The organism is Butyrivibrio sp. AE2032 (genome assembly GCF_000702965.1).
Genome location: NZ_JNLF01000003.1, coordinates 2,437,670 through 2,462,387, shown reverse-complemented (window position 1 = coordinate 2,462,387; position 24,718 = coordinate 2,437,670). Strand labels below are relative to the sequence as shown.

The following is a 24,718-nucleotide window of genomic DNA, read 5'->3' as shown; positions in this document are numbered from 1 at the left end:
ATCACGTTTCGTGTTTTGTAATTCTAGGATAGCAGTGCCGACTCTTTAATCAGATTGCTGAAATTGTCAATTTTTGACAAAAATAGTGCTGATTGTATTTCCGTTTCCATCAGTCTCAATAACAAGGCCACTTTCAGTGCCGTAAAGTATCTTCAGTCTCCTGTGGACGTTCCTTATACCTATCCTGGTGGAGCGCTCCTCCATGGGCTTGATATCCACATCATCCCTAAGCAGCTCTTTTATCTTGGCCACGTCCTCGTCGCTTGGAACACCGGGGTTGATTATCCTGATCTGCATATCGATCTTTTCACCCTGGCACTCTCCCTCAATCTCCATCCTCACTCTTCTTATGCCGTCCTCGGAGTAACTGTATTCCACAGCATTTTCGATCACCGGCTGAATGATGAGCCTGGGAACCTTAACAGGCAAAAGAGCTTTATCTATATGTTCTTCGTAGACGAACCTGTCCTGATACCTGCACTTGATAATGTAGATATAGGCATTCACGTACTCCAGCTCCTCCGACAGGGAAATCAGTGACTGCCTGTTCCTGTCCATGGTGGCACTCATCATGACTGACAGCGCCTCTATCATGCTGGATACCTTTTCCTGCCCGTTCATCCTGGCCTCCCAGTTGATGATCTCAAGGGTGTTGTTCAAAAAATGCGGATTGATCTGGGATTGCAGCGCATGGATGTTGGCGTCCCGAAGGGCGATCTCCTCCACGAATATCCTGTTGAACTGCTCCCCAAGCTTGTTGCTCATCTTGTTGAAGTTCCTGGTAAGATCAGCAATCTCTCCACTCTGCCCTTTAAGCTCATCCACCGTTGTTCCATACTCACCCGATGCAATCTTCTTTGATGCCTGCGTCAGATTTATGATAGGTCTGTTGATCCTTCTGTTGAAGAAATAGAACAGCAATAAGATCATGGGCAAAAGAAATATTATCAGAATCATGAATGTTATGTTGATGGATCTCTTTTCAAGCCCAACAGCTGTAGTGTCATAAAAAACCGAAAAAGTAAATTCACCATCAACACTCTTTCTCTTGCAGGATACAAGACCCAGCATTTCACCAAAGCTCCCCTCAGAATATAGCTTCTCCCCTTTATAGAAAACCTCCATTCCCTTGTACTCCCAAACGCTCTTTAAACTCTCAAAGACCTCTTCGGGATTTATCTCCATAATAAGAATCGCATACTTTTTAAAGCCTCTGCCCATCAGGTTTCGAATCATATACACATGTCCGTCCATGGCAAAAAACTCAGTCCTGGTATCCAGATCTTCAGATATCAAAAGAGCCTTTTCCTGCACATAGTCTTTAAAGAACCTGAACCTTGATACACTTCCCCTTCCTGTGGTGTTACCCGTGTAGTAGAGGTTGTCCGGCTCATCTGTAAAGATCAGCACCGTAATATCAAAGCTGGGATCATACTTGTAGTGTTGGGATAAAAAGTTTGTTACCTGGGTATAGAGTTTTCCTGAATCGCCACTGTCCTGATACTCATTCCAGTAGTCCCCGATATAAGAAAGATATGATGCATCCTTTGATGAATCAATGCAGTCCAAAAGGCGGAGGATACTGATATCCGCCGCCTTTTCCATCGAAGTTGTTATTATACGCTGGCTTTGGGCATCAATCCTTCCTGAAACAACAACAAGAAAAGCCACCACAATAGCAGCCAGGGGTACAAACCACCCCAGCGCCAGCAAACGAAGCATCTGCCATTTAAGAGAGTTCTTTCTATTCATCAGTCCCCAAGCCCCAACAGATCTTTATAAGTGTCACAGGTTCTTTCTGCCAGCCCCTTATCAGGCATCTCACAGAATATTCTTAGGAGTGGTTCTGTTCCTGAAAAACGCACACACACCCATCCCCCATTTTTAAAGTATACCTTACAGCCATCCATATAGGAAGTCCTGTCCACTTCAGTTTCAAAGGCAGGAACCACTTTATCTTCAAGAAGAAGCTTTTGGTACTCTCTTTTCTTCTCAGCCCTGAAGGAGTAGTTGTTTTCCAGCATGTAGAACTTTCCAAACTCCTTCTGGATATCATCAAACATCTCAGATATCTTCTTCCCGGTTACTGCAAGCATCTCTACCAAAAGAGCTGCTGCATACACTCCATCTTTTCCATTGATATGACCTCTTACAGTAAGACCTCCTGATGACTCACCTCCAATAAGCGCATTGGTCTCAGTGATCTTCGCGGAGATGTGCTTAAAGCCTACAGGGACCTCATAGCTCTTTTCCCCAAATCTCTCTGCGATCCTGTCAAGCATATGAGTGGTGCATAGGTTCCTGACTACCGGGCCCTTCTCGTTTCTGTACTTCACAAGATAATAATACAGAAGTACCAGGATGTCGTTGGGTGAAAGGTACCTTCCTGTGTCGTCCACAACACCGATCCTGTCGGCGTCGCCATCGGTGGCTATTCCAATATCACAGTGATTGTCGATGACACAGGTCTTAAGTGGATTCATTGCTCCTTCGTTGGGAGCCGGAAGCTTGCCTCCAAATAGGGTGTCATGCCTGCCATGGATAGTCTCCATCTCGCATCTAGCTGTAAGCAGTATTGTCTTTATTGCTGTCTCGCTGACACCATACATGGGATCCAGAGCCACTCGAAGTGACGCCCCCTTTATTGCCTCTACATTCACACGCTCTAAGATATTGTCAATGTATTCATTTATAGGATAGAACTCACGAATAAGCCCTGCTGCCTTTGCATCCTCATATTCCATTGCTTCAATCGGAAGTGTCACCTTTCCGATGTACTCCTCCACTTCCCGGGTCTGCACCTCATCCGCATCTCTGCCTCCCAGGGTAAAGAGCTTTATGCCGTTGTAAATTGCAGGGTTATGACTGGCAGTAACCATCATTCCATAGGGAAGCTCATGCTTCATGACATAGAACATAACCAGAGGCGTTGGGCTGGACTTATTGATTAGGCTTGCACTTATGCCGTTTGCTGCAAACACGACGCCCGCCCACTGCATAGCTTCTTTGGAGAGGAACCTTCTGTCGTACCCTAGCACGATTCCTTTGTCAGCAACCCCCTCTGCCTTCATCTTTTCTGCCATGGCCTTTGCCAGGATCTGGACATTCTCCTTAGTAAAGCCATCACCTATGACAGCTCTCCATCCGCCTGTACCAAACTTTATCATCTCTCTTCCCCCTTTTGTCCCATTATCACTTCTACCTCATGTTTCCCTCTTAAGGAAGCAGATATCTTTGTCACCTCCTGTCCATCCAGGATAAGCTTTTTTACGCCCTTCTGAACATGGTCCGGATTCTTAACGCTGATATGATATGTAGTTCCTCTGAAGTCTCTCTCTAATTCGAAGCCATCCCATTCCTTTGGTATACAGGGATCGATAATGAGCTCATCAAAGCCAGGCTGTACCCCAAGCATATAATGGGTAACAGCAAAATATGCCCATCCTCCGCTTCCTGTCATGAATGGGTGATGCGCCCTTCCGTAGGTGGTATGATCTTTGCCGGATATGAACTGACAGTATGAGTAAGGCTCAGCCCATCTTGTTTCAATGGAGTCATTCTGATAATATGGGCAAAGACTCTTATAGTATTCAAAAGCTCTGTCTCCATTTCCCACTTTGCACTCCGCAGACCATACCCAGGGATTTGGATGGGAAAAGATACTTCCATTCTCCTTAAGTCCCGGATAAACTCTGGTGACAAAGCCCACCTCATCATCAGGCTCAGTGTACACCGGTGCATTCAACATGATGCCGTAAGGAGTGGCCAGCCTCTCGTGGATCATGTCCAAAGCTCTTTTGCCCTTCTCCTCATCCGCCGCTCCTGACAAAACAGCCCAGGCGTTGGACTCTAAGTGAATCTGGCCTTCTTTGTTTTCTCTGGTACCGATCTTTCTTCCCGAACCCGTGAAACCTCTCAGGTACCAGTCTCCGTCCCATAAGATGTTGTTGAGATCTTCAGAGAGTTTGTCAATCTTCTCCGCTAGCTCTTTTGCAAAAGAGCTGTCACCGATATATTCAGCTGTCTCTTTAAGACAGATCAGCGCGCGATATAAAAGGAAGGAAACCAGCGCACTCTCGCCGCCTCCAAGGTTCAGGCAATCATTCCAGTCTGCGCGAAGCCCCTTGCAGATTCCGTTACTTCCCACTTCCTTCAGCGAGAAAAGAACTATCTTCTTCATGTGGTCATAGACAGTTCCGAAGCCGCCATCGGCATATCCATACTCCTCCTTAAGAAAGTCCTCGTCTCCCGTCTCCTTCACATACTCCACAATGGAAGGCACCAGCCACAAAGCATCATCAGAGCAGGCATCTGCAAGGCCGTGGACCTTGGAAGCACCCTCAGGTTCAGGAATGACTGTTGGAGATTTGAAAGGTTTCTTCTTTTTCTCTTTCTCATCTTCAGGAAGGAACCAGCGGGGTTCAAAGAGATGAATGCCGTAGCCAGTGCTGGTCAGAGCTCTTAGAAGTTCAACTATTCTTTTTTTGCAGCCCTCTGGATTTGTGGCGATGACAGTCATGGAATCCTGCGCCGTATCACGGTAGCCAAGACCTGTACGGCCTCCAACCTCTATGAAGGAAGCAAACCTTGAGAACATCACATTTATCTCCGCCTGATACAAAGTCCAGGTATTGATCATGGTATCGATACCCTTCTCAGGGCTTTTAACTGCAAACCTTTTTTGCTTATCCTCCCAGAATTTACTCAGGTCCTCATAAGCTTCATCCAGCCTTGAAGGGTTGTTGTACTTTTCTTTGATGCCCCGGGCCTGATCATAGCCACCTTCACCAAGGAAATAGATAAGTCGAACCGTCTCTCCAGGCTCAAGGGCCAGGTTCTTCTGAAGGCTGGCACAGTGGTTCCCACCCCTCTCAAAGGAGCCGTCGCACTTTCCGTTTATAACAGCCTGCGGATTGGTCTCTGTGTTGTAGGTCCCGATAAACTCATCCCTCAGACACTCAAAACCGTCGGGTTCGAAGTTTGCAGTAAAATACTGATATCCTTCTTCCTCATAGAAAAGGTCATACAAAATAGTCCCGTCCCTGTATTCAGATCCAGCACAGTATAAACTCATCTGGAAATTCTGGTTGTCTATCGGAATATGGTGGTACGAAAACTCTGCATAGGAAAAGACACTTAAATCTCTTTTCCTGTCACTTTCGTTTTTGATCTTTACATCCCAGATAAGAGCATTATCACCAATTGGTATGCTAAGCTTTTCACTGGCGCTTATTCCCTTATACTGGCATTCATAAGTGGTTACACTCATGCCATGCCTAGTGGTATATTTCGCCTGATCCAAAGGCTTGCCCACTGGTTGCCAGGAAATGCTGAAGTAATCACCATCCTCATTATCCCTTATGTAAATGTAGTCTCCGGGTCTGTCCATAGGAACAGCATTCCCTCTGAATCTAGTTATCCTGTGGTACTCAGGAGACTTGTAAAAGAGATATCCTCCGGCAGTATGATTCACCACCGCGCACATATCCTCAACTCCCAGATAGTTGGTCCAGGATGTGGGAAGGTCTACCCTATCTATCACATACTCATTGTTCTCTTCATCAAAATATCCGTATCTCATATATAACCCCCGATTCTTTTCTATGCTTTTAGTGTAAGAAATCAGCACAAAAAGAAAATGTCCCATTTTGGCATATTGTTTAGCTGATGCCAAAATGAGACATGTAATATGAGCCACGCACGTAACCGAAATCAGAGATTTCGCTTACTAGCGCGAGGCATTCGCCCCATGTACGTAAAAAAAGAGACTTGAAAGAATGCAAGCATTCTTCAAGTCTCTTATAAAAACTCCCGACCAGATGTCGAGAGTTTATGGTATATCCAACTATAAGAACCAGTTAGGCAAGTTGATTTTCTAAGAAAGTTATGAGCGCCTTTTATCTTCAGGAACCCATGTATGCCATGCTGGTGCTTTAGGCATCTCCTCCCCTGTGATCAGGGACTTGATCACACGTCTGTGGATGAAAAGACATCCACCAAAGAGTATTGCTACTACTGCCAATATTACATTTCCTGACTTCATCTTAAACCTCCTGCTGTTTATTTGTTCAATTGTTTTTCAATGCTTCACACTAAGGTATCCGGCTTCTCTGAAGGTATAAACCTTTCAGCTATATTTCCATCTTTATCAATTTAAACAATTTGATACAATATGATAGTATCACATTCAATTCTGAATTCAAGATATCTTTTTATTAATTCTTTGTTTATATTTACAAAGCATTAAGCTGCTTTTTACGGTAAATTTTCAGGGTAAACGCACACTTTTTAATAAATAAATTTTATCGAACTAAATGCACACAAAGCCAGAGTTTTTCAGCACTCTGGCTTATTTTTTATGCCCTTAACTTCACTGATTCAGGTGAATAATAGCTTCTAACAAATCCAGAGTATTAAGCCGTATTTTGGAAAAACGCTTATCTTTAATCATGCATGTTTTTTGAAATCTTTGGCAAGGCCTGTTTTCTTCTCTTCAAATCTCATAATATTATCATTTTCTATCCTATTAGCCGGTGCATAATTTTCATACTTCTTTTTTTGATGTGGCTGCGATTTCCAAATCTCATCGGCAACAGGGGCCCACTTGAGAGCATAGTCATCACACTTTGCACATAAATGCTCTACACTCTCCTCCGATTCTTCATTTGTGCCATGTGCTTTTGATCTTTCCACCATCTCCCTTAGAAGTTTTGGATTTTCGAGCATCGGACACGGTCTTAAGTGATTTTTATTAAAGGGCTGTCCCTTATGATATTCCATGAAAAGCGGACTCTTTAGCATTTCCAAAATAGAATTGTCATGTATATTAGTGTTTGAAAAATGGATGAAAACGCAAGGTTCTGCATCTCCGCTTGAGTTAATATGGAAATAATTCCTTCCACCTGCAATACATCCACCTACAGCTTCTCCGTCATTCTGAAAATCCATCGGAAAGAAGCCTGTATCACATTCGTTTGAGCGAATCCATCTGATACGTTCTATCATCAGCTTTCTCTGCTCTACGGTAGGCATCAGCTCCGGTACCGCATTATTTCCAACCGGCATATAGTGGAAGAAAAAGCCAAATCTCGCGCCTTTTTCTGCAATATACTTTATAAATTCAGGATTTGTCACGGCTTCAATATTATTTCTTGTATAGCAAATAGATGTACCAAAGAGAATCCCGTATTTTTTGAAAAGAGACATTGCATTCATCACTGCATCATAATGACCGATTCCTCTTCTTGCATCATTAGTTTCAGGTGTCCCCTCTATGGAAAGCATGAATGTAATATTTCCCAGCCGTACAACCTCTTTACAAAAATCATCATCCACAAGAGTTGAATTACTATATATTCCGAACTGCACATCATTATGCTTTTCTGCAAGCTTAAGTATATCTGCCTTCCTGACAAGGGGCTCTCCACCTGTCATCATATAGAGATACACGCCCAGCTCTTTTCCCTGAGTTACTATCTTATCCATATCGGCAAAAGACAAATTGTTCTTTGGTCCATAAGTGCCTGACCAGCATCCTTTACAGTGCATATTGCAGGCAGAAGTAGGATCAAAAAGTATAAGCCATGGTATGTTACAGCCGTATTTTTCCCTGTTCTTCCGTATAGTCTTTGTTCCCCTGAAGAAAGCCTCGTACCCCAGATTGAGCATGGTCATTTTGGCTATATGCGGATCAGTTTCATCCACTACTCTGTTTATAAAGTTTACCCAGCGGTTATCCGGATCCTTAAATGCACGTCTAACAGCTTCCAGTTTTTCAGGATCAGCAGCCTTCTTTCCCCAAAAGCGTTCTGCTTCATCAACGAGCTTTAAGTATGTTTTGGTGCGGTCATCAGTCTTATCAAGATGGCCAAGGAATTTGTCTATCAGGATACTAAAAGCTTGTCTTTGCGCTGCATGTGAAATATTTGTAAATGTGTTCATATCGTCTCCCAGTATTTTTATGTATATTGACAAAACATCTGTCTGATAATACATTTATATCATCTATACAAATGTCAAACAATATGTTGTGCGTATTTGATACACAATTTTACAAAATGTCGTGACAATACAAATGGAGGCCAAAATGTCCACAGAGCTTGAAAAAAGAAATATACGAAGAATGTCAAATAAGGAGTCCAATAGAATTACTAAAGAATGCATCTGTGATGCGCTGATCGGATTGATGAAAGAGCATCCGTACAAAGATATAAATATGACCATGATAATAAAAAAATCAGGAGCTTCAAGAGCTTCTGTCTACAGAAATTATCCTTCAAAAGAGACTATCATTCAGGACATTACAAAAAACATAACTGACGAGCTCAGCGCTTCTTTGACAGGACTGTTGCAGAAAAGTAACACGTATGAGTGGTTTTTAAAGGTGTTTTCAAGGCTGCACTCCGATAAAGACATGTGTGTACTTATCCGTAATTCAAATATCTCTTTTACGGATATGTTCTATAATGCCTTATGTATTGCCTCAGACAGCGAATACGCTTCCCAACATGAATATATTGCCAGAGGTATTGCTGCCGGCTTATGGGAAGTGTCGCTGACATGGATAAAAAACGGTATGAAAGAATCTCCTGAATATATGGCAAGGGTATGCTCAGAAACCTTAAGATTGGAATGAAAATTACTTAACGAAACATCCAAAAGTTTTATTCAAGAGACAAAATCTGAAAAGCTTGCCCCATCCGGAAACAAATCCTGATTCATATCATCACGTCACCCTTCATACTATACTGACACGGCATTTCGTCCAAGGATATTGGGTTCGTCTGTAAAAAAAGCAATGATTGTATCCCCAAAGTACTCTGAAAGCTCAGCATAGTATTTCTCATGAGTAAGTTCAATAAACTTTTGCACCTGTCTTTCATATAATGTGTTGATCATCATATGAACACAAGAGACCCATATTCGAAATACGTCTTGATATATAGAAAAAAAGAATTCTCAGACTAAACGCAACACCTATAGAATAGTGTGCTTTTAATCTGAGAAATATGCGTCTAACTAAATAATTTACAAAGCTGCTTTTCACATTCTTTTTTCGTGATTTCTCCTTGCTTTTCCGAATACATCCATTGGTTTGTCTGCCTGAAAAGACAGATGGAGATCTCCAAGTGCATATAGTGCCATTTATTCACCACTATTAACAGTTTTTTTCTTAATAAGCATAGCAACAGCCAGGTAAACGACTACTGCAATGATCGCGCCCGCAGCAATATAGCTGTATTGGTTCTCTAGCATCTTTTCAGCTCCGAATGTATAGATAAAGATATGCGGAAACCTTGCAACAAAAGTGATCAGGATCCATTGGATCACATTTTCTTTTGAATAAAAGCCAAGCCATGCATAAGTATCTTTTGGCAATGGTAAAAGCATGAACAGAACATGTACCAATACCGGATTTTTATTTAGAACAAGATTTTCAACCTGTTCCAATTTACTTTTGGGAAAAAGCAGAAGCAAAAAATCTCTTCCAAATTTCTTTCCCAAGAGGAATGCAGTTGTGTTTGCCATAGTTGCAAATATATCACAAATGATTGCTCCCTTAATGCCTCCAAATGCAGCGCCAGCAGCAAGATAAAACGGAAGTCCTGGTATGCAGTTTGAGAGTGTCTGTAAAAAAACAAAAAATCCAAACACTAATAGTCCAAAGATGCCTCTGCTTTTAACATATTCTTGAAATCCATCTGCATCATCAACAAAAGCAATCATAGGTTTTCCAATTAAAAAGTAAATACCAAGCAGGAAAAAAGCAACAAAACATACAATCAGGATTCTCCGCTTATTATTCTTTTGAGATTTGTTTGTGGACTCTGATTGCATCGCATGTCCTCTCCAAAATGACAGTATATGTAAAAATCATTCGAGCCTATCTGTTACAAGTTCTGCCCAGGCCGGCACAAACCCTGAACCGATAGCAACCTTCTGGGAAGCGATATGTCCCATGGAAGTACCGTAATATGGAAGCCTTCCCTTACCAAGGATCTCATTTTTAAGAAGTGAAACCAGCATCTTTCCAATGCCCTTTCGTCTTCCGTTTGGCTCCACATTTATGCCGATCTGCCACATCATAAGGGCCATCAAGGTCCTGCGAAACTGAATTGATGGATTGCTTTAAGAGATACGTGATATAATCCTTTCTGCTTTGGAATATTGGTAATTCCTATTATCCATTATACCAGTAGTCAATTGTATAAAAACAATCAAAATACTTGGTATAAGCTTTTAAAAAGGAAGCCTGCATACACAGCCTTCCTTTACTAATCAATTATCATGTCCGCCAATATCTATGCCTCTACTCGATACCTCTCCGCGGAGTTAAATGCTTCAAAAGCCATCAAGATACATCTTGGCGTACTATGTAAAATTCTTTTGTATTGGCGTACAAAAGCATTGTCCGCAGATAGGTCTTTTTCCCTATCCCCCAAATGTACTTGTCCGCCATAAGTACATAATTTTTGCTTCGATTTTAGTCGACTTGTTTCCTTCTAAAACCGCCTCAAACCCGTTGGCTTCTCACCACTATTTCACAATGAAGTTCTGCTCTCGCCCCAAAATACGGGGCTCGCCAGAACAACCGCGCCTGTAACACTCAGCCTTCGCTACCGCTCGTCTTCGTTAACAGCACGACGGTTTCAAGGCTTCTTTGATAGTCCCAACCAGAATCAGAAAGATCCACTTCCTGTGTCTCGGCCCCATTGTAGTATACCGGGAACCGAAATTTGATACTCTTCAAGAAGCGACCATCCTCCTGTTCCTCTTCAAAGATTTCAACACGCTCTACAAAAGAGTTAATAAAGCGCTTCTTTTCTGCATCTGTGAATTCACCGTATATTTTATCAAAGCTCTTAAGGATGCGATAGATAGAGTCTTTGGAAAGCTGCTTCTTGTTTATGTTTTCGATTCTCAGGGAGATGGTATCAATCTCATCTTCTATTGCACCAATTTCCTCATATAGCTTATTCATGCGCTCCTGCATATCATCATATTTTCTGTCATAGAACCTGTCACTAACATCAAGAGCGTCCATCTGCTCAGCCAGTTTATTCTTAGCACCGATTGTCTGTCGAAGTCTGGTCCGACAGATTTCTCTTTCTTTTTCCAACTCTTCTGTATTTGTTTTTGCTCCCACTTTAGTTTTGAGAGCATCTTGAAACTTTGGGTTATTGACGAGCTTATATATAACCTCTTCTACGGCAGCATTTACTTTATCCTGCCCCCATTGATGATGGTAGCTACAGTTATGACCATCGACTTTAAGCCTATGCTTACATGCATAATAGAAGAAATCCTTATAGTATGTGCCGTCAGCTTTCTTTTTACGATTAACATTAGAATACATAGCGCCATGACAAACAGGACAACGAAGAATTCCTGATAAAATATGTTCATGCTCAAGGCTATGCGTCTTTTCTCTTTTTACTCCTGTCTCCTTTCGCTTCTGAGCCGCAAGCCTGAAGTCATCCTCTGAAATAATAGCCTCATGGATTCCATCATATAAATCATATTCTTCTTGTTTTACAACATGATATTCATTTCGAGTTCCTTGAATCTTCTCATTAGAGCGTCTGCCATAAGGCATTTTTCCCATATAGATAGGATTATCAAGTACTCCCTTTATGAAAGAGCTTGCAAATGCATCAAGCGTATTATTCTGACGCTTTTTCTTCTTGTATCCATGCGTATTTAAGTAATCCGCCACACCGTTGACACCCATATTGGTATGAATATACTTGTCAAAAATAATACGAATGATTTCAGCCTCATCTTCTGCAATTATGAGTTCCCCATTAACAAGCGTATATCCGTAGGGAGCAAAGCCACCATTCCAACGACCTTCTCTTGCTTTCTGTCTACGGCCTTCCATTGTTTGGACGAGAATATTTTCTCGCTCAATTTCAGCGACAGCCGATAGAACTGAAATCATAAGCTTTCCTGCTTCCTTAGAACTATCTATTCCATCTTCTACGCAGATCAGATTAACACCATAATCCTGCATTAGCTGTAATGAACTGAGAACATCAGCTGCATTTCTTCCAAATCTTGACAACTTAAAAACGAGAACGTAGCTTATTCCATCCGCACCACTTGCGATTTCTTCGAGCATCCTTGAGAACTCCGGTCTACCTTTTATATTCTTGCCGGAGTGGCCTGCATCAGAAAACTCTTTTACAACTTCCATATCCTGATATTCAGCATATTTGCTTAGCTTATCTCGTTGGGCGTCCAAGCTATAACCGTCAACCTGAATTGCTGTAGAAACACGGGTGTAGATATAGCATTTTGTTTGTTTCTTCATTTAGAACATCCTCCTATGGAAGTTGCAATAATCCATTTTGCAATAATTTCTTTATCATCGGTTTATACTTATCTATTCCAAAATCTTCTACAATACTTGTGATACGACCACCTGCATCTTTTGACGATGCACCGCACAGAAATACACGTTCATCTTTTGTTCCGTAATCAAGAACAATAAATCTGTCATGAAAAATTCCACCGGTACGTTGCATTGTAATTTTTAATGTTGGGTATTCTTTGCAGAAATCTTTGTATTCAATATTGTGGAGTTTTGAAGTACCTACATTATCACTAAACACCTTGATCTCCACTCCCGAAATAACATTTTTCAAGTGTACCAACGTTCTAATTCCAATATAATTATCAACAAGATATACTGATTTCTTGGCTTTACTGTATATTGAAGAATATGCCACATCCGCACTGCAATACTTGGTATTATACATGAGCCAGCCATTATCCTCGTCACTAACAAAACTATTCATCATGTCTGCAAGATCAGATTTTGTCACAACATCGCTAAGTCCATCCATGACATCTGACATTTGTTTTTCCACAGAAACAAGATCCATTCGGAGCTTTTTTATCTCGACCACATTGCTTGCAGTTTGCATTGATAGCTGCATCATTTCACGCTGACCAATAAGACTCTGATTATCAATAATATAGTCCTTCATCTTTTTGAAAGTACGAACTAAATCTATACTCTGTTTTTCTGCCAGTGTTCCTTTTAAAACTGTCATTAACATATACAATCCTTGCTCTGTAAAAACGTATGGATTACTACGCGACATTGAATTAATATTTGCGGTCGCATTTTGCGACCACAAAATTTTCACTTCTTCATCAGTCACTTGAAACATAAAGTCTTCAGGAAATTTTCTTATATTTCTCTTTACCTGCTCGTTTAACCTTTTAGTTTCATATCCATATATTTCTGCCAAATCTGCATCAAGCATTACCTTTACGCCACGAACTTCATATAGTTTTTCTCTCAAAAATTCTTCTGTAACTTCTACTGGAACTAATTCAGTATTATCCACCACTTCGTTCTTTTTTTCGCCCATATTTTCCTTTCCAATCTTGAGGTGAAAAATTTTGACCTCAAGATTCTACGTTTTAACCTTTTTTCTTTTTAACCCCGTCGAATTCGACCGGTTTAAACTTTATAGTTAAAGTGTTCACTTTTGAACACTTTTTGAAGTCCCTGCAATTTTCTGCAGTTCTTTATAATATGCCAGATAGCGATAGGCTGTTCTTCTGCTGACATCCCCCTCTGCCACAATCTCCATAAGAGTCATGCCACTCTCATACTTCAACATGAAATCATTGTATGCTGCCATCCAAGCTTCATCATGTTTTTTGCGACCACCGAAGTTACGGTTACGGAGCGTTTCATTTTCCGCCTTTAGCTCTGCAACCTCTTTTTCTAATTCCTTTATTCTTTCAAGGGCTTCATCAAGAGTTGTAATTTTCATCTTGTGCCACCTCGCTTTCTGACACCATTGTAATTCCGCACTGTGTCACTGTCAACTTGCTTTTTGGCACATGCTCTTTTCTGATTTCATCCCTGAGTCTTGATTGTGATAACATTGCCTATAATAATCTTTGAGTCGATCACCCAAATTTTTGTATGAATAAACAAGTGTGACCGGCGTATTGCCAATATATACGCAATAGTCATAGCCTATATCATCCATAGCAAACTTCCCGGCATACTTTTCAATTAGCTCAGCAAGTACATCGATGCATCTTTCAAAAGCTACATTACAAGATGGATTTTCAAAGTAATTCCTTCCCATATTTTCCTCCCTTTCATCATAGTTTTATAGTCTTTCACAAATTGGCAAGCAGTGCATCGGTGTACACCTGATGCGATTTTGCTTGTTGGGGAGTGTGCCCCAATCCCCCTGATTGCCGATTTTCATCGACAAGCTACGCCTGCAAAGCAGGCTAAAAACGAAGTCAATAAATGTCTAAGTATTTGTTGAAAGTCTTTTCTACCTTTTTCAAAACTCGCTCATGATTCTCCTTCATATCAGAAATTGTTTTGCTATCTACAGTGCCACATGAATTGGCAACTTTTGCAATCTGGTTGATATTGTTGCTGTCAATTTTCAGAAGTTTGATGATTTCTAATAACTCACTGAAATCAATGTGGATATAATATCCATCGATTGCCATCTTCCTAATGTAGGCGCTCATGTTTTTGATTCCTATCTGCTCCATCCTGTCGTGAATCATTTGTAATTCATTTTCGGGAATCTTGATATGAATCTGTTTGTTACATGGAACGTATCCCTGATTTAACAACATTTGCTTTTCACCTCCTCTCGTTATCGTTGTTCATGGACTAATTATCCAAGATTTAGAAGCCCAACCCCGTATATCCAAGAGGTAGGAAATAGATGCTCTACTCAAATTTTTCCACGATATTGGAATTCATCATTTATAGCAAACTTACATTCTGTTATGATTTACATATACAAGGACTTTAGGAAAAGCACTGGGGGAATAAAGCATTGAAGTGTAAATTATCAATTCAGGAAAAACTAAAAGATTTAAGAATAGAAAAAGGCCTGTCTCTGCAAGAATTGTCAGAGCAGACCGGAATATCCAGAGCATCACTGGGAAATTATGAAACAGATGATTACAAAGAAATCTCTCACAAGGCCATCATCACACTTGCGGATTTTTATGGAGTAACATCAGACTATCTTCTGGGACTTACTGAAAATAGAGAACAACATCTATTTCCTATAGATGAACTTGGACTGGATGATGAAACTGTAGATTTACTAAAAAGTGGGAAGCTTAATGTCAGATTGATTTGTGAAATGATTAAGCACCCGGATTTTATAAATTTTCTTTCGGACATGGAAATCTACGTTGATAATCTTGCCGGAATGCAATTTCGAAACATCAACAAAATGATTGAACAGACAAGAGTTCGGCTTCAAAATAAAGGCATTTCCGATGAAGATCATTACATGAAAACCTTAGAAGCAGCAACCATATCTGAAGACAACTACTTCAACAATCTTCTTGGAAACGACATTGTCAAAATAGCAAAAGCTATACGAGATGCCCATGGCAAAGATGCAGAAACCGGTGATGCAACCACACCGGTTGACGATATCCTTGACTCATTTGAGGAATTAAAGACCGCCGACAATGTCACTCAGGCTCAGATGGTCATGTATAGCAAACTCTTCAAAATCAATTTTACTAAGATGGATCCATACGAGTTCAAGACCTTTACCGACATTTTGCAGCGCTACTCTGATCTCTGCAAACCGGTTAAAGGAAATGGACGCGGGAAGAAGAAAAAATAATCCTAAAACAACACAGATATAGTCGTTCCTACCCCAGGTGCACTATCTAACTCAATTTTGGCATCATGAATCTCAACTATGTGTTTTACAATCGCAAGACCAAGCCCTGTTCCACCTGTAGCTTTTGATCTGCTTTTATCAACACGATAAAATCGTTCAAAAATTCGCTGCTGCTCTGAAGCAGGTATTCCTATTCCATTGTCCTTAACTGTAAGCGCAACCTGACCATCAATTGTTCCCACAGAAATCTTTACCTTGCCATTAGGATTATTGTATCTGATTGCATTCTGCCCCAGATTTTCAACCAACTCTTTGAGCATATCTTTGTTTCCGCAAACAATACTCGTTTTCCCCTCAAGCTCTATTGTCACGTTTCTTTGTTTCGCATTAACTGATAAGACTTCCATACATTCTGAGACAGTCTCATATAAGTCAACCTCGGTAAAATGTAACTCAGAATCTTTTCTATCCAAATCCGAGAGTCTCAAAATATCATTTATCAATGCAAGTAATCTGTCGGCATTCTTTCTGATTTCCTGATAAAAATGATTCTGCTTCTCAGCGCCTACCATTCCTCCCTCTAGCAATTCAGCATAACCAGAAATAGCGGTCAGCGGTGTCTTCAGCTCGTGTGAAACATTAGCCGTAAAATCCTGCCTGGCTTTTGCAGCAGATAAAATATCTGTATGCTGGGTGCGAAGCATTTCTGCCAAAGGATCCAATTCCCTGTACGGTGATTCATAATCAGCATTCTCCAAATTTTCCGCCATAATCTCTATTGGTTTTAAAAACTGTTTTGTAAGCAGATGAGAAATCGCTATGCAAATTGAAATGATAAGGAGAATAATTAATAAAATAATTGGTATCGCTGATATGAATACCGCCCAAATGCTCTGTGCATTGGTAGCAACACGAAGAACCGTTCCATTATCTAAACGCAACGCATAATAGAAAGTATCCTCATTCATAGTGTCAGATCTTCTAACTGCTTCCCCTTCACCCTGTTCAAAAGCCGCCTGTATCTCTGGTCTGTCAAAATGATTTTGCAATAGCTCCGCTGAGGCATCATTGTCATATAAAACAGTTCCATCTTTATCAATCCAAGTTACACGCAGCTCATCTAAATCAGTAGATAAATCTATCTGATCTACATCAATATCTACTGTTTCAAAATATTTGGTATCCTTTAGAAGTTTCGCACTGACAGATAGATCTGATCGCACCTGACCCTCAAAGAGATTGTAATATATAATTGTAATTCCAATAACTGTTGCGATAATTGCTAATATCGCAATTCCAACCAGTCTTATATTTATTCTTATTTTCATTCGATTACATATCCTACATTTCTCACGGTCTTGATTCTACTACCATAATCCCCTAATTTTTGACGAAGAGTTTTTACATGCATGTCTATAGTTCTTGATTCCCCCTCGTAATCAGCTCCCCATACCTGCTCCATGATAGTGTCACGGTTCAGTACGATTCCTTTGTTTAATACAAGAAAAGACAAAAACTCATACTCCTTATAGGTTAGCTCAACATGATTTCCACTGATAGTAACCTCATGCTTTTCATTATTTATAACTAGTTCGTCCAGCCTAAGTTCTTTTATATCCTCAGCCTGAGTTCTACGAAGCAGGGCTTTCACCCTTGAGATTAGTTCCATAACCGAAAATGGCTTCTTGATATAATCATCAGCACCATCCTCAATTCCTCTAACTAAATCAAGCTCTGTTGTTTTAGCTGTAACCATAATCACAGGAAGCTTCTTTGTCTCAGGATTTTTTCTAAGCTTCTTTACTATTTCATTGCCACTCTCATCCGGAAGCATAATATCCACTAAGCATAAATCCGGAATCACATCATTCATCTTGTCATAAAAATCTTTTGCACATGAAAATCCTAATACCTTATGCCCCGCATTTATGAGGGCCAGCTCTTCGATTTCCCTTATGCTGTCATCATCTTCAATTATATAAATAAGCGCCATTCTTCTCTCCTATTGTGCGTCCTTAGACTGTTCTATCTCTTTCTTACTGATGGGGTACTGCTTAATCAGTTCTTCATACTCCTTGTTGAAGCTCTTTCTGTCTTCACTAGATAAGCTTTCAAAATACTCATGCGTATTATAATCATCATCTAAAATAGTTATCATTTCAACAGCTATATTTGAACAATGATCAGATACTCGCTCCAGACCGGTCAATACATCATCCAAAATAAATCCCATCTCAATAGTAGACTTTCCCTTCTTCAATCTATTAATATGATTCTCCTTAATGGTCTTGCATAGTGTATCAATAACTTCTTCAAGAGGCTCAACATGAGTAGCTTGCTCTACATCATTTCTACAAAAGCTATCAACTGTTAGTGCACATATATCATTAACAGCTCCACAAAGAGCTTTCATTTCTCTGAGCTGCCCCTTCTTGAACTCTAAGCCCTTATCTTTTATTTCTTCTGCTGATTTAACAATCTCTAAGGCATGATCTGAAATCCTTTCAAGATCACTGATACTATGCAAAATAATGGACATACTTTGGCTATCTGATTTTGAAATATTCTTACTTGATACTTTTACCAAATATGAGCCAATTGCATCCTCGTACTTATCGACTACAGCTTCAAGTCTTTTAACTTCCTTAACCTTTTTCTTATCATATTCTAATAGGGCTTCCAGTGATAAGGTGATAGATTTCTGGCAATACTCTGCCATTTCTCTTACTTTTCCACGGCATAATTCCATTGCAAATGCCGGCCTGTCCAAGAATCTCTCGTCAATAATGATAGAATCCTTTTTAGCCTCCGGCTCTTCTGCTCCATCTGGTATGGTTATTTCAGCCAGCTTTACAAGCTTATCCGCAAATGGGAAAAGAAGTATTGTCGCACCAATATTAAATAAACTATGAATCACAGCTATCCCTGCTGCATTAGCAGCCTTATCTAAAAAAACAAAATCTATAACTGTATTCAAAGAATAGAATACAACCATAAAAATAATTGTTCCTATAAGATTAAAATATAAATGAATCATCGCTGAGCGACGTGCGTTTCTGTTTGCCCCAACAGATGAAATAATTGAGGTTACACAGGTTCCGATATTCTGCCCCATAATAATCGGAAGCGCTACTGCATAATGTACAGCTCCGGTAGAACAAAGTGCCTGCAAAATACCAACAGATGCAGATGAACTTTGAATTACTGCCGTTAGAATTGCACCAACAACCATTCCAAGTATAGGATTCCTAAAAGCTGTCATCATTCTTGTAAAAGAAGTATTGTCTGCTAGCCCAGACACAGCTCCACTCATTGTTTCCATTCCAAACATGAGAATCGCAAATCCAAGTAAGATTCCACCAACATCCTTTTTCTTAGATTCTTCTTTGTTTGACATAACTAAAATAATACCTATTGCCGCTAATATAGGCGAAAATGATGAAGGCTTTAGCATCTTAAGCCAAATGGTACTTCCCTCGATTCCTGTAAGTGAAAGCATCCAGGATGTAATAGTTGTACCCACATTTGCCCCCATAATAATACCTACAGCCTGATTTAGCTTCATAATGCCTGAATTTACAAATCCAACTACCATGACAGTAGTTGCAGATGATGATTGAATAACTGCCGTAACTCCTGCGCCAAGCAACACCGCAAATATCCTCTTTGAAGTAAGCTTCTCAAGAATTATTTCCAACTTTCCGCCTGCCATCTTTGACAGTTCATTCCCCATCATGCTCATTCCATATAGAAACAGGGATAGCCCACCTATCATATTTAGAACATTAAAAATATCCATACAAATTCCTTTCTGGGTATGCTAAAAAAATACGCCAATTATTAGCATACTGAATGAAAGTAAAATGTATGAATGTCCTATGTAAAATCTATGTAAAATTATAAACTTTGCTTACTATTACAATGCTTTATTTCCATTAACCATTAATCTAAACGTTACTCCCAATAGTTCTGAAGCTTTTCTACACATCAGCATTCTACCGAGAAAAATATCAAAATATTCATACATGGTACAGATTTTCTCATCAATTTCGAGATTTAATGAAATTTGCTTTTTATCCTTATCAATAATAAGATCTGTTTTGGTAACAGCATAATTCACTCTATCATGAACATCAAAGTTGGCTTTTGGTTTCTGACGCACCCTGTTTCTTCTAACATCTGTTTTGTCTGCTATAATGAGTGCAGCTGATATTACATCTGTAGCTCCACCTGTTGACTCGTCATGATGGGCGATTGCAGAAACCACTGTAAGTCTCTCCTGCCTATCCATGCCTGTTTTCTTTAATATGTCATTTGCAAGTAATGAACCATACTCTGCATGCCTACTACGATTGATGGCATTCCCAATGTCATGCATAAATGCAGCCACCTTAACAAGTTCAATCTGTTTCTTACTGTATCCAAGAATCTCAAGAATATTGGTAGCACGCTCGGCTACCAAAGCTGCATGTACTTCTGAATGGTCTGTATACCCCAATATTCCAAGGTTTTCATTTCCCTTTGCTATTAATGCCAGTACCTCTTCATTCTCTTTAATATCTTTATACTTCATCTTCATTCTCCTTCTGCTTTAGTGAATAAATTACCCACTCTGCTATATTTGTTGCATGATCCCCTATTCGTTCAAAGTACTTTGCTATCATCAAAATATCGGTTGCCTCCTCACCTTCTTCAGGATTATTTAAGATAAGTTGGATAACATCCTTTTTTGCCTTTACAAACAACTCATCAACAATATCATCATGTTCAATAACTTCCCTAGCTTTTACAACATCCTTTTCTACATAAGCTTCAATACTATGATTGAGCATTATCATTGTCTCGCTTGCCATCTCTGAAATATGATTAAACTTATCTATTTGACTATTCTGCCCCATAAGTATAGTCATTTCCGAAATATCTGCTGCATGATCACCTATTCGCTCCATGTCAGTAACCATTTTCATTGCTGCTGTCACTGTTCGAAGATCTCTTGCAACTGGCTGCTGTTGTATCAAAAGATTAAAGCATATACTTTCGATTACTTTCTGGAGATGATCAATTTCTGCGTCACCATCCATAATCAGCTTTGCCTGATCAATATCTCGGGCTACCAACGCTTCTATAGCCTTCTGAATCGAGGATATTATATTGTTTCCCATCTCAATCATCTTATGATTAAGTTCTAAAAGCTGTTCATCAAATTTACTTCTCATTCGAATATTCCCTTCTATAATTCTTACTAATTCACTAAGCATATTAGCCAAACCTTCCGGTGATATAATCCTCAGTTCTTTTATCATTTGGGTAAGAGAAAATCTGCTTGGTTGTGCCAAATTCCACCATCTCACCTACAAGAAAAAATGCAGTATAGTCCGATACTCTCACGGCCTGCTGCATATTATGTGTGACCACAGCTACTGTATAGTTCTTTTTTAATTCCTCCATAAGGTCTTCAATCTTTGTGGTAGAGATAGGATCAAGAGCCGATGTAGGTTCATCCATCAGCAGAATCTCAGGTTCTACGGCCAGAGCTCTGGCTATACATATTCTTTGCTGCTGTCCCCCGGAAAGTGATAAAGCGGATTTCTTTAATCTGTCTTTCACCTCTTCCCAAATCGCAGCTCCTCTCAGGCTATCTTCTACAATTTTATCAAGCTTTTTCTTATCCTTAATGCCATGGACTCTTGGACCATAAGCCACATTATCATATATACTCATTGGAAATGGATTTGGCTGCTGAAATACCATGCCTACTTTTTTTCTAAGCAGCGTAGTGTCTATATCTCTACCATAAATATCCTCTCCATCGATTTTTACCGTCCCATCAATCCTTACTCCCTCAACTAAATCATTCATCCTGTTTAGAGTTTTCAAAAAGGTAGATTTACCGCAACCTGATGGTCCAATAAATGCCGTAATAGCCTTCTCCTTTATTTCCATGCTTACATTTTTTAATGCATGATTTTGTCCATAATATAAATTCAAATCATTAACACTGATTTTTGTTTCTCCCATTACTATTCCTTTCTTGTCACATCAAATCGTTTTGTTAATGCTTTTGTTGCAAGGTTTATAGCCAATACGATAATCAAAAGCACTACAGCTATTCCAAATGCTGTTTCGAAATCACCTTCACTTGTGGCAGATAGATACATCTGAATAGTAAGGGTTCCTCCAGACTGAAATGGTTTAGCTAAAAGTCCGCTAATCCCTTGGGGTAATAACTTGGCACTTCCGGCTGTAAATAAAAGTGCCGCTGATTCTCCCACAATTCTTCCTATGGCAAGTATTGCTCCTGTGATTATTCCCGGCATAGCACTTGGAAGAAGTATTGTTCGTATCATGTGCCATTTGCCACTTCCAAGTCCGATTGCACCATTCCGATACGAACTTGGTACAGTTTTTAATGCTTCCTGCGTATTTCGTGTTATCAAAGGGAGCACCATGAGAATCAATGTTAAAGATCCTGTCAAAAGTGAATAACCTAATCCGAGCTTTTCTCCAAAAAACATCATTCCAAATAGGCCGAAGATAATGGATGGAATACCGCTCAAGGTTTCTGTTGCATATTCTATTGCTGTTACAACTCTCCCAGGTCTTGCATATTCATTAAGATATATTGCACTACCTACACCGATTGGAGTTGCAATTATCATGGTGATAAGAATAATCAGTAATGTATTTACAATATTACCTGCAATCCCCACAGTTCCTTTCAATACGCTTGTTACTGAAGTAAGAAATGTTATGTTAACCGCAGAAATACCTCTTATTAACACATATCCAATAATTCCAAGTAACAAAAGTACTGAAAATATCGAGCAGATATATATTAAAAAGCGCAGGATACAATCAATAAACTTTCTTCTACTAATCGACATCATCAATCCCCGCTTTCCTTGCTCTTAGCAATGCATAGTTCACAATCATAATAAAAATATATAAGACTAATCCCACTGTGAATAATACTTGTCTATGCGTACCTTGGGCATAACCCATTTCACTTACAATTTGAGTGGTAAGAGTACGAACAGAATTAAATGGTAAGGGAATATTAACTGCTCCCCCTGCAACCATAGTTATAGCCATTGCCTCACCAAGTGCCCTACCTGTACCTAACACTACACCTGTAAGTATTCCTGATTTCGCCGCTGGAATAACTGCTTTGAATATTGTCTGTTCTTTCGTTGCACCAAGTGCTAACGACGCTGCTCTAAGAGTGTCAGGTACAGCTTTTAACGACGATGTGCTTACGCTTATTACCGTTGGCAAAATCATGATTGTCAGTACAATAATTGCAGAAAGCATGTTTGCTCCTCCAGTAAACTGATGAGAACTATCGTCTTCAAATATTATTTGCTCAAATCTAAACATAATCGGATTAAGTACCATCATTCCAATTAATCCATATATTACTGATGGAATGGCAGCCAATAATTCTATTGCAGTTCGTACAATGTTTCCTGTTGTTTTTCCTGCCATTTCTGATATATATACTGCAGCTAACAATCCTATCGGAACTCCAAGAAAAAGTGCAGTGGTAGTTCCTACTACCGAAGCCAAAATAATAAATCCAATACCATAAGATGGTTCACTTGCAGTTGGCTTCCATATGGTTTTAAAAAGTAAATCAAAAACCCCGACTTCCTTTAAAGCCGGGGCACCTTTCATGAACATATAGATAGTAATTGCACAAACTGCAAATATAGCCACTACTGCACAAAGCTCGAATAATGTTTTGGCAGTTTTTTCTATAAATGCTTTTCTCTTCATGTATACCCCTTATTGTGGAATAATAAGTCCAACTTGTTTGATAACTTCCTTACCATCATCAGAATTGATATAGTTAAACCAAGCCTGAACCAATTCATTCTGCTCTGAGATTTCGCCCTTTGTAGCCATTACAAACGGTCTCTGAAGCATGTAATTTCCTGCTAGGATCTCTTCTTCTGTTGGCTCCACTCCATCAATCTTTAATCCTGACACGGTGTCATCAACCACATCAAGCGAGACGTAACCGATTGCTCCTGGTGTAGTTGCTACTTTTGCAAGAACTGCTCCTGTTGAATCCAACTCCTGTGCATACGCGCAACCATCTTTTACTTCAAGTAACTCTTCAAATGCATCTCTTGTGCCTGAACCTGCCTCTCTACCAATTACAATGATTGGCTGTTCCTCACCACCAAGCTCAGCCCAGTCTGTAATTTCGCCCGAATAGATTTTAGCAAGATCCTTTGACGTCACATCCTTGATACTACAAGATTTATTAGTAATCACTGCAATACCGTCAATTGCCACAATATTTTCTACTACACCACTTGCCTTTTCCTCATCCTTCAGGCCTCTGGAAGCATTTCCGATATCTACAGAACCGGCTGCAAGAGATTCCAAACCTGCACCTGAGCCAGTATACTCAACGGTGACTGTCACTCCTGGGTTCCTCTCCATGAAACTCTCAGACATAGCCTCGCAAAGTTTTTCCATAGAAGTTGAGCCTGCAAGTTTAATAGTTCCATTCAATTCTACAGATTCCTCATTTTTTCCCTGCTCTGCAGCATCAGCACTTTGGGGACTCTCGCTTCCACATCCTACTAGCCCAAATGTCATTAAGCTTACTGCTGCCATAATAGCAATTATCCTTCTCTTCATAATATTTTTCATTCCTTTCTAAACTTACATTATTTGGCGCCGTATTTTTTACAATGACAATATTATTCGCCTAATGTAAAATCCATAGCCATCTTTATGTAAAAGTTCAGTAAAAGTCTTGAAAAATCATATGAACTCATGATTGTATAGATAGATTGCCCCGCCAAGCAGTCCCATGAACACCGCAAGGTACCCTATAAAGCAAAATAGCCAAGTTATTTCAGGTAATATCAATCTTCCAATCAATCCCCATATCAAACCGCCAGTTAATCCATATAGTATTGTTGTAAGCCACATAAACATTGTGATTTTATGATTCTTCTTGACCTTCAAGTCATTTACAAAACTCCATATTTTAGACATACTCTTCACCTCCTAGCGCAATGCTAGCAGATACATGTAAAATCCATTATCAA

Annotated in this window: 24 protein-coding genes; 2 read left to right on the top strand and 22 right to left on the bottom strand. The window is 39.8% G+C overall.

What is annotated here, in order from left to right; all coding sequences use genetic code 11:
• Positions 1-66: 66 nt before the first annotated feature.
• From BO18_RS12740 to BO18_RS12725, 5 genes are all read right to left on the bottom strand, one after another.
• Positions 67-1,752 (bottom strand): sensor histidine kinase, encoded by a 1,686-nt coding sequence (locus BO18_RS12740; protein ID WP_034446611.1) that lies wholly within the window; start codon positions 1,750-1,752, stop codon positions 67-69.
• Positions 1,752-3,167 (bottom strand): phosphoglucomutase/phosphomannomutase family protein, encoded by a 1,416-nt coding sequence (locus BO18_RS12735; protein WP_034446610.1) that lies wholly within the window; start codon positions 3,165-3,167, stop codon positions 1,752-1,754. Before BO18_RS12735 ends, BO18_RS12740 begins: the two co-directional genes overlap by 1 nt.
• Positions 3,164-5,581 carry a GH36-type glycosyl hydrolase domain-containing protein gene (locus BO18_RS12730; protein WP_034446609.1) on the bottom strand — a complete coding sequence of 806 codons (2,418 nt, stop codon included), beginning with the start codon at positions 5,579-5,581 and terminating at the stop codon, positions 3,164-3,166. The genes BO18_RS12735 and BO18_RS12730 overlap by 4 nt, the downstream gene beginning before the upstream one ends.
• A 303-nt stretch (positions 5,582-5,884) precedes the next feature.
• Positions 5,885-6,043 carry a hypothetical protein gene (locus BO18_RS34870; RefSeq protein WP_022770065.1) on the bottom strand — a complete coding sequence of 53 codons (159 nt, stop codon included), beginning with the start codon at positions 6,041-6,043 and terminating at the stop codon, positions 5,885-5,887.
• A gap of 404 nt (positions 6,044-6,447) precedes the next feature.
• Complete coding sequence (locus tag BO18_RS12725) at positions 6,448-7,941, bottom strand: radical SAM protein (protein WP_034446607.1); 1,494 nt, start codon at positions 7,939-7,941, stop codon at positions 6,448-6,450.
• Positions 7,942-8,086: 145 nt separating this feature from the next.
• Here BO18_RS12725 and BO18_RS12720 point away from each other — a divergent pair, with 145 nt between their 5' ends.
• Positions 8,087-8,635 carry a TetR/AcrR family transcriptional regulator gene (locus BO18_RS12720; protein ID WP_034446605.1) on the top strand — a complete coding sequence of 183 codons (549 nt, stop codon included), beginning with the start codon at positions 8,087-8,089 and terminating at the stop codon, positions 8,633-8,635.
• Positions 8,636-9,144: 509 nt separating this feature from the next.
• On the opposite strand, the gene BO18_RS12715 is transcribed toward BO18_RS12720, so the two are convergent.
• The 7 genes from BO18_RS12715 to BO18_RS12685 form a co-directional block, all read right to left on the bottom strand.
• A complete protein-coding gene (locus tag BO18_RS12715; protein WP_034446603.1) occupies positions 9,145-9,837 on the bottom strand; it encodes a TVP38/TMEM64 family protein in 693 nt (230 codons plus the stop codon).
• 36 nt (positions 9,838-9,873) lie between these two features.
• The gene (locus BO18_RS12710; RefSeq protein WP_034442072.1) at positions 9,874-10,095 is read right to left on the bottom strand and encodes a GNAT family N-acetyltransferase; all 222 of its coding nucleotides are present in this window, start codon (positions 10,093-10,095) and stop codon (positions 9,874-9,876) included.
• Between the two features lie 511 nt (positions 10,096-10,606).
• Positions 10,607-12,313 carry a recombinase family protein gene (locus BO18_RS12705; RefSeq protein WP_034446602.1) on the bottom strand — a complete coding sequence of 569 codons (1,707 nt, stop codon included), beginning with the start codon at positions 12,311-12,313 and terminating at the stop codon, positions 10,607-10,609.
• 13 nt (positions 12,314-12,326) lie between these two features.
• Entirely contained in the window at positions 12,327-13,382 is a 1,056-nt protein-coding gene (locus BO18_RS12700) for an ORF6N domain-containing protein (RefSeq protein ID WP_034446600.1), read from the bottom strand.
• 114 nt (positions 13,383-13,496) lie between these two features.
• On the bottom strand, positions 13,497-13,793 hold the full coding sequence (locus BO18_RS12695) for a hypothetical protein (protein ID WP_027114870.1): 297 nt from the start codon (positions 13,791-13,793) through the stop codon (positions 13,497-13,499).
• Between the two features lie 51 nt (positions 13,794-13,844).
• Entirely contained in the window at positions 13,845-14,117 is a 273-nt protein-coding gene (locus tag BO18_RS12690; protein WP_027114869.1) for a hypothetical protein, read from the bottom strand.
• 163 nt (positions 14,118-14,280) lie between these two features.
• Entirely contained in the window at positions 14,281-14,631 is a 351-nt protein-coding gene (locus BO18_RS12685; RefSeq protein WP_026664580.1) for a plasmid mobilization protein, read from the bottom strand.
• 206 nt (positions 14,632-14,837) lie between these two features.
• On the opposite strand from BO18_RS12685, the gene BO18_RS12680 reads away from it, so the two are divergent.
• Entirely contained in the window at positions 14,838-15,650 is an 813-nt protein-coding gene (locus BO18_RS12680) for a helix-turn-helix domain-containing protein (protein WP_026528706.1), read from the top strand.
• Positions 15,651-15,652: 2 nt separating this feature from the next.
• On the opposite strand, the gene BO18_RS12675 is transcribed toward BO18_RS12680, so the two are convergent.
• The 10 genes from BO18_RS12675 to BO18_RS12630 all read right to left on the bottom strand — a co-directional run bounded on the left by BO18_RS12675 (position 15,653) and on the right by BO18_RS12630 (position 24,665).
• Positions 15,653-16,978, bottom strand: coding sequence for a sensor histidine kinase (locus tag BO18_RS12675; protein ID WP_026528707.1), 1,326 nt, complete (start codon positions 16,976-16,978; stop codon positions 15,653-15,655).
• Positions 16,975-17,643, bottom strand: coding sequence for a response regulator transcription factor (locus tag BO18_RS12670; RefSeq protein WP_026528708.1), 669 nt, complete (start codon positions 17,641-17,643; stop codon positions 16,975-16,977). Before BO18_RS12670 ends, BO18_RS12675 begins: the two co-directional genes overlap by 4 nt.
• A 9-nt stretch (positions 17,644-17,652) precedes the next feature.
• The gene (locus tag BO18_RS12665; protein WP_034446597.1) at positions 17,653-19,449 is read right to left on the bottom strand and encodes a Na/Pi cotransporter family protein; all 1,797 of its coding nucleotides are present in this window, start codon (positions 19,447-19,449) and stop codon (positions 17,653-17,655) included.
• 117 nt (positions 19,450-19,566) lie between these two features.
• Positions 19,567-20,229, bottom strand: coding sequence for an HD domain-containing protein (locus tag BO18_RS12660; RefSeq protein ID WP_034446596.1), 663 nt, complete (start codon positions 20,227-20,229; stop codon positions 19,567-19,569).
• Positions 20,213-20,866: a phosphate signaling complex protein PhoU gene (phoU, locus tag BO18_RS12655; protein WP_034447338.1), complete on the bottom strand. Its 654-nt coding sequence runs from the start codon at positions 20,864-20,866 to the stop codon at positions 20,213-20,215. The genes BO18_RS12660 and phoU overlap by 17 nt, the downstream gene beginning before the upstream one ends.
• Before the next feature lie 43 nt (positions 20,867-20,909).
• Positions 20,910-21,668, bottom strand: a complete 759-nt coding sequence (pstB, locus tag BO18_RS12650; protein ID WP_026664573.1) for a phosphate ABC transporter ATP-binding protein PstB — start codon at positions 21,666-21,668, stop codon at positions 20,910-20,912.
• A 2-nt stretch (positions 21,669-21,670) separates the two neighbouring features.
• Entirely contained in the window at positions 21,671-22,534 is an 864-nt protein-coding gene (pstA, locus tag BO18_RS12645) for a phosphate ABC transporter permease PstA (RefSeq protein ID WP_330363295.1), read from the bottom strand.
• Positions 22,524-23,426 (bottom strand): phosphate ABC transporter permease subunit PstC, encoded by a 903-nt coding sequence (gene pstC / locus BO18_RS12640; protein WP_034446595.1) that lies wholly within the window; start codon positions 23,424-23,426, stop codon positions 22,524-22,526. Before pstC ends, pstA begins: the two co-directional genes overlap by 11 nt.
• A 9-nt stretch (positions 23,427-23,435) precedes the next feature.
• A complete protein-coding gene (locus BO18_RS12635) occupies positions 23,436-24,302 on the bottom strand; it encodes a phosphate ABC transporter substrate-binding protein (RefSeq protein ID WP_185752421.1) in 867 nt (288 codons plus the stop codon).
• A gap of 126 nt (positions 24,303-24,428) precedes the next feature.
• On the bottom strand, positions 24,429-24,665 hold the full coding sequence (locus tag BO18_RS12630) for a hypothetical protein (protein ID WP_034446592.1): 237 nt from the start codon (positions 24,663-24,665) through the stop codon (positions 24,429-24,431).
• Between the last annotated feature and the right edge of the window lie 53 nt (positions 24,666-24,718).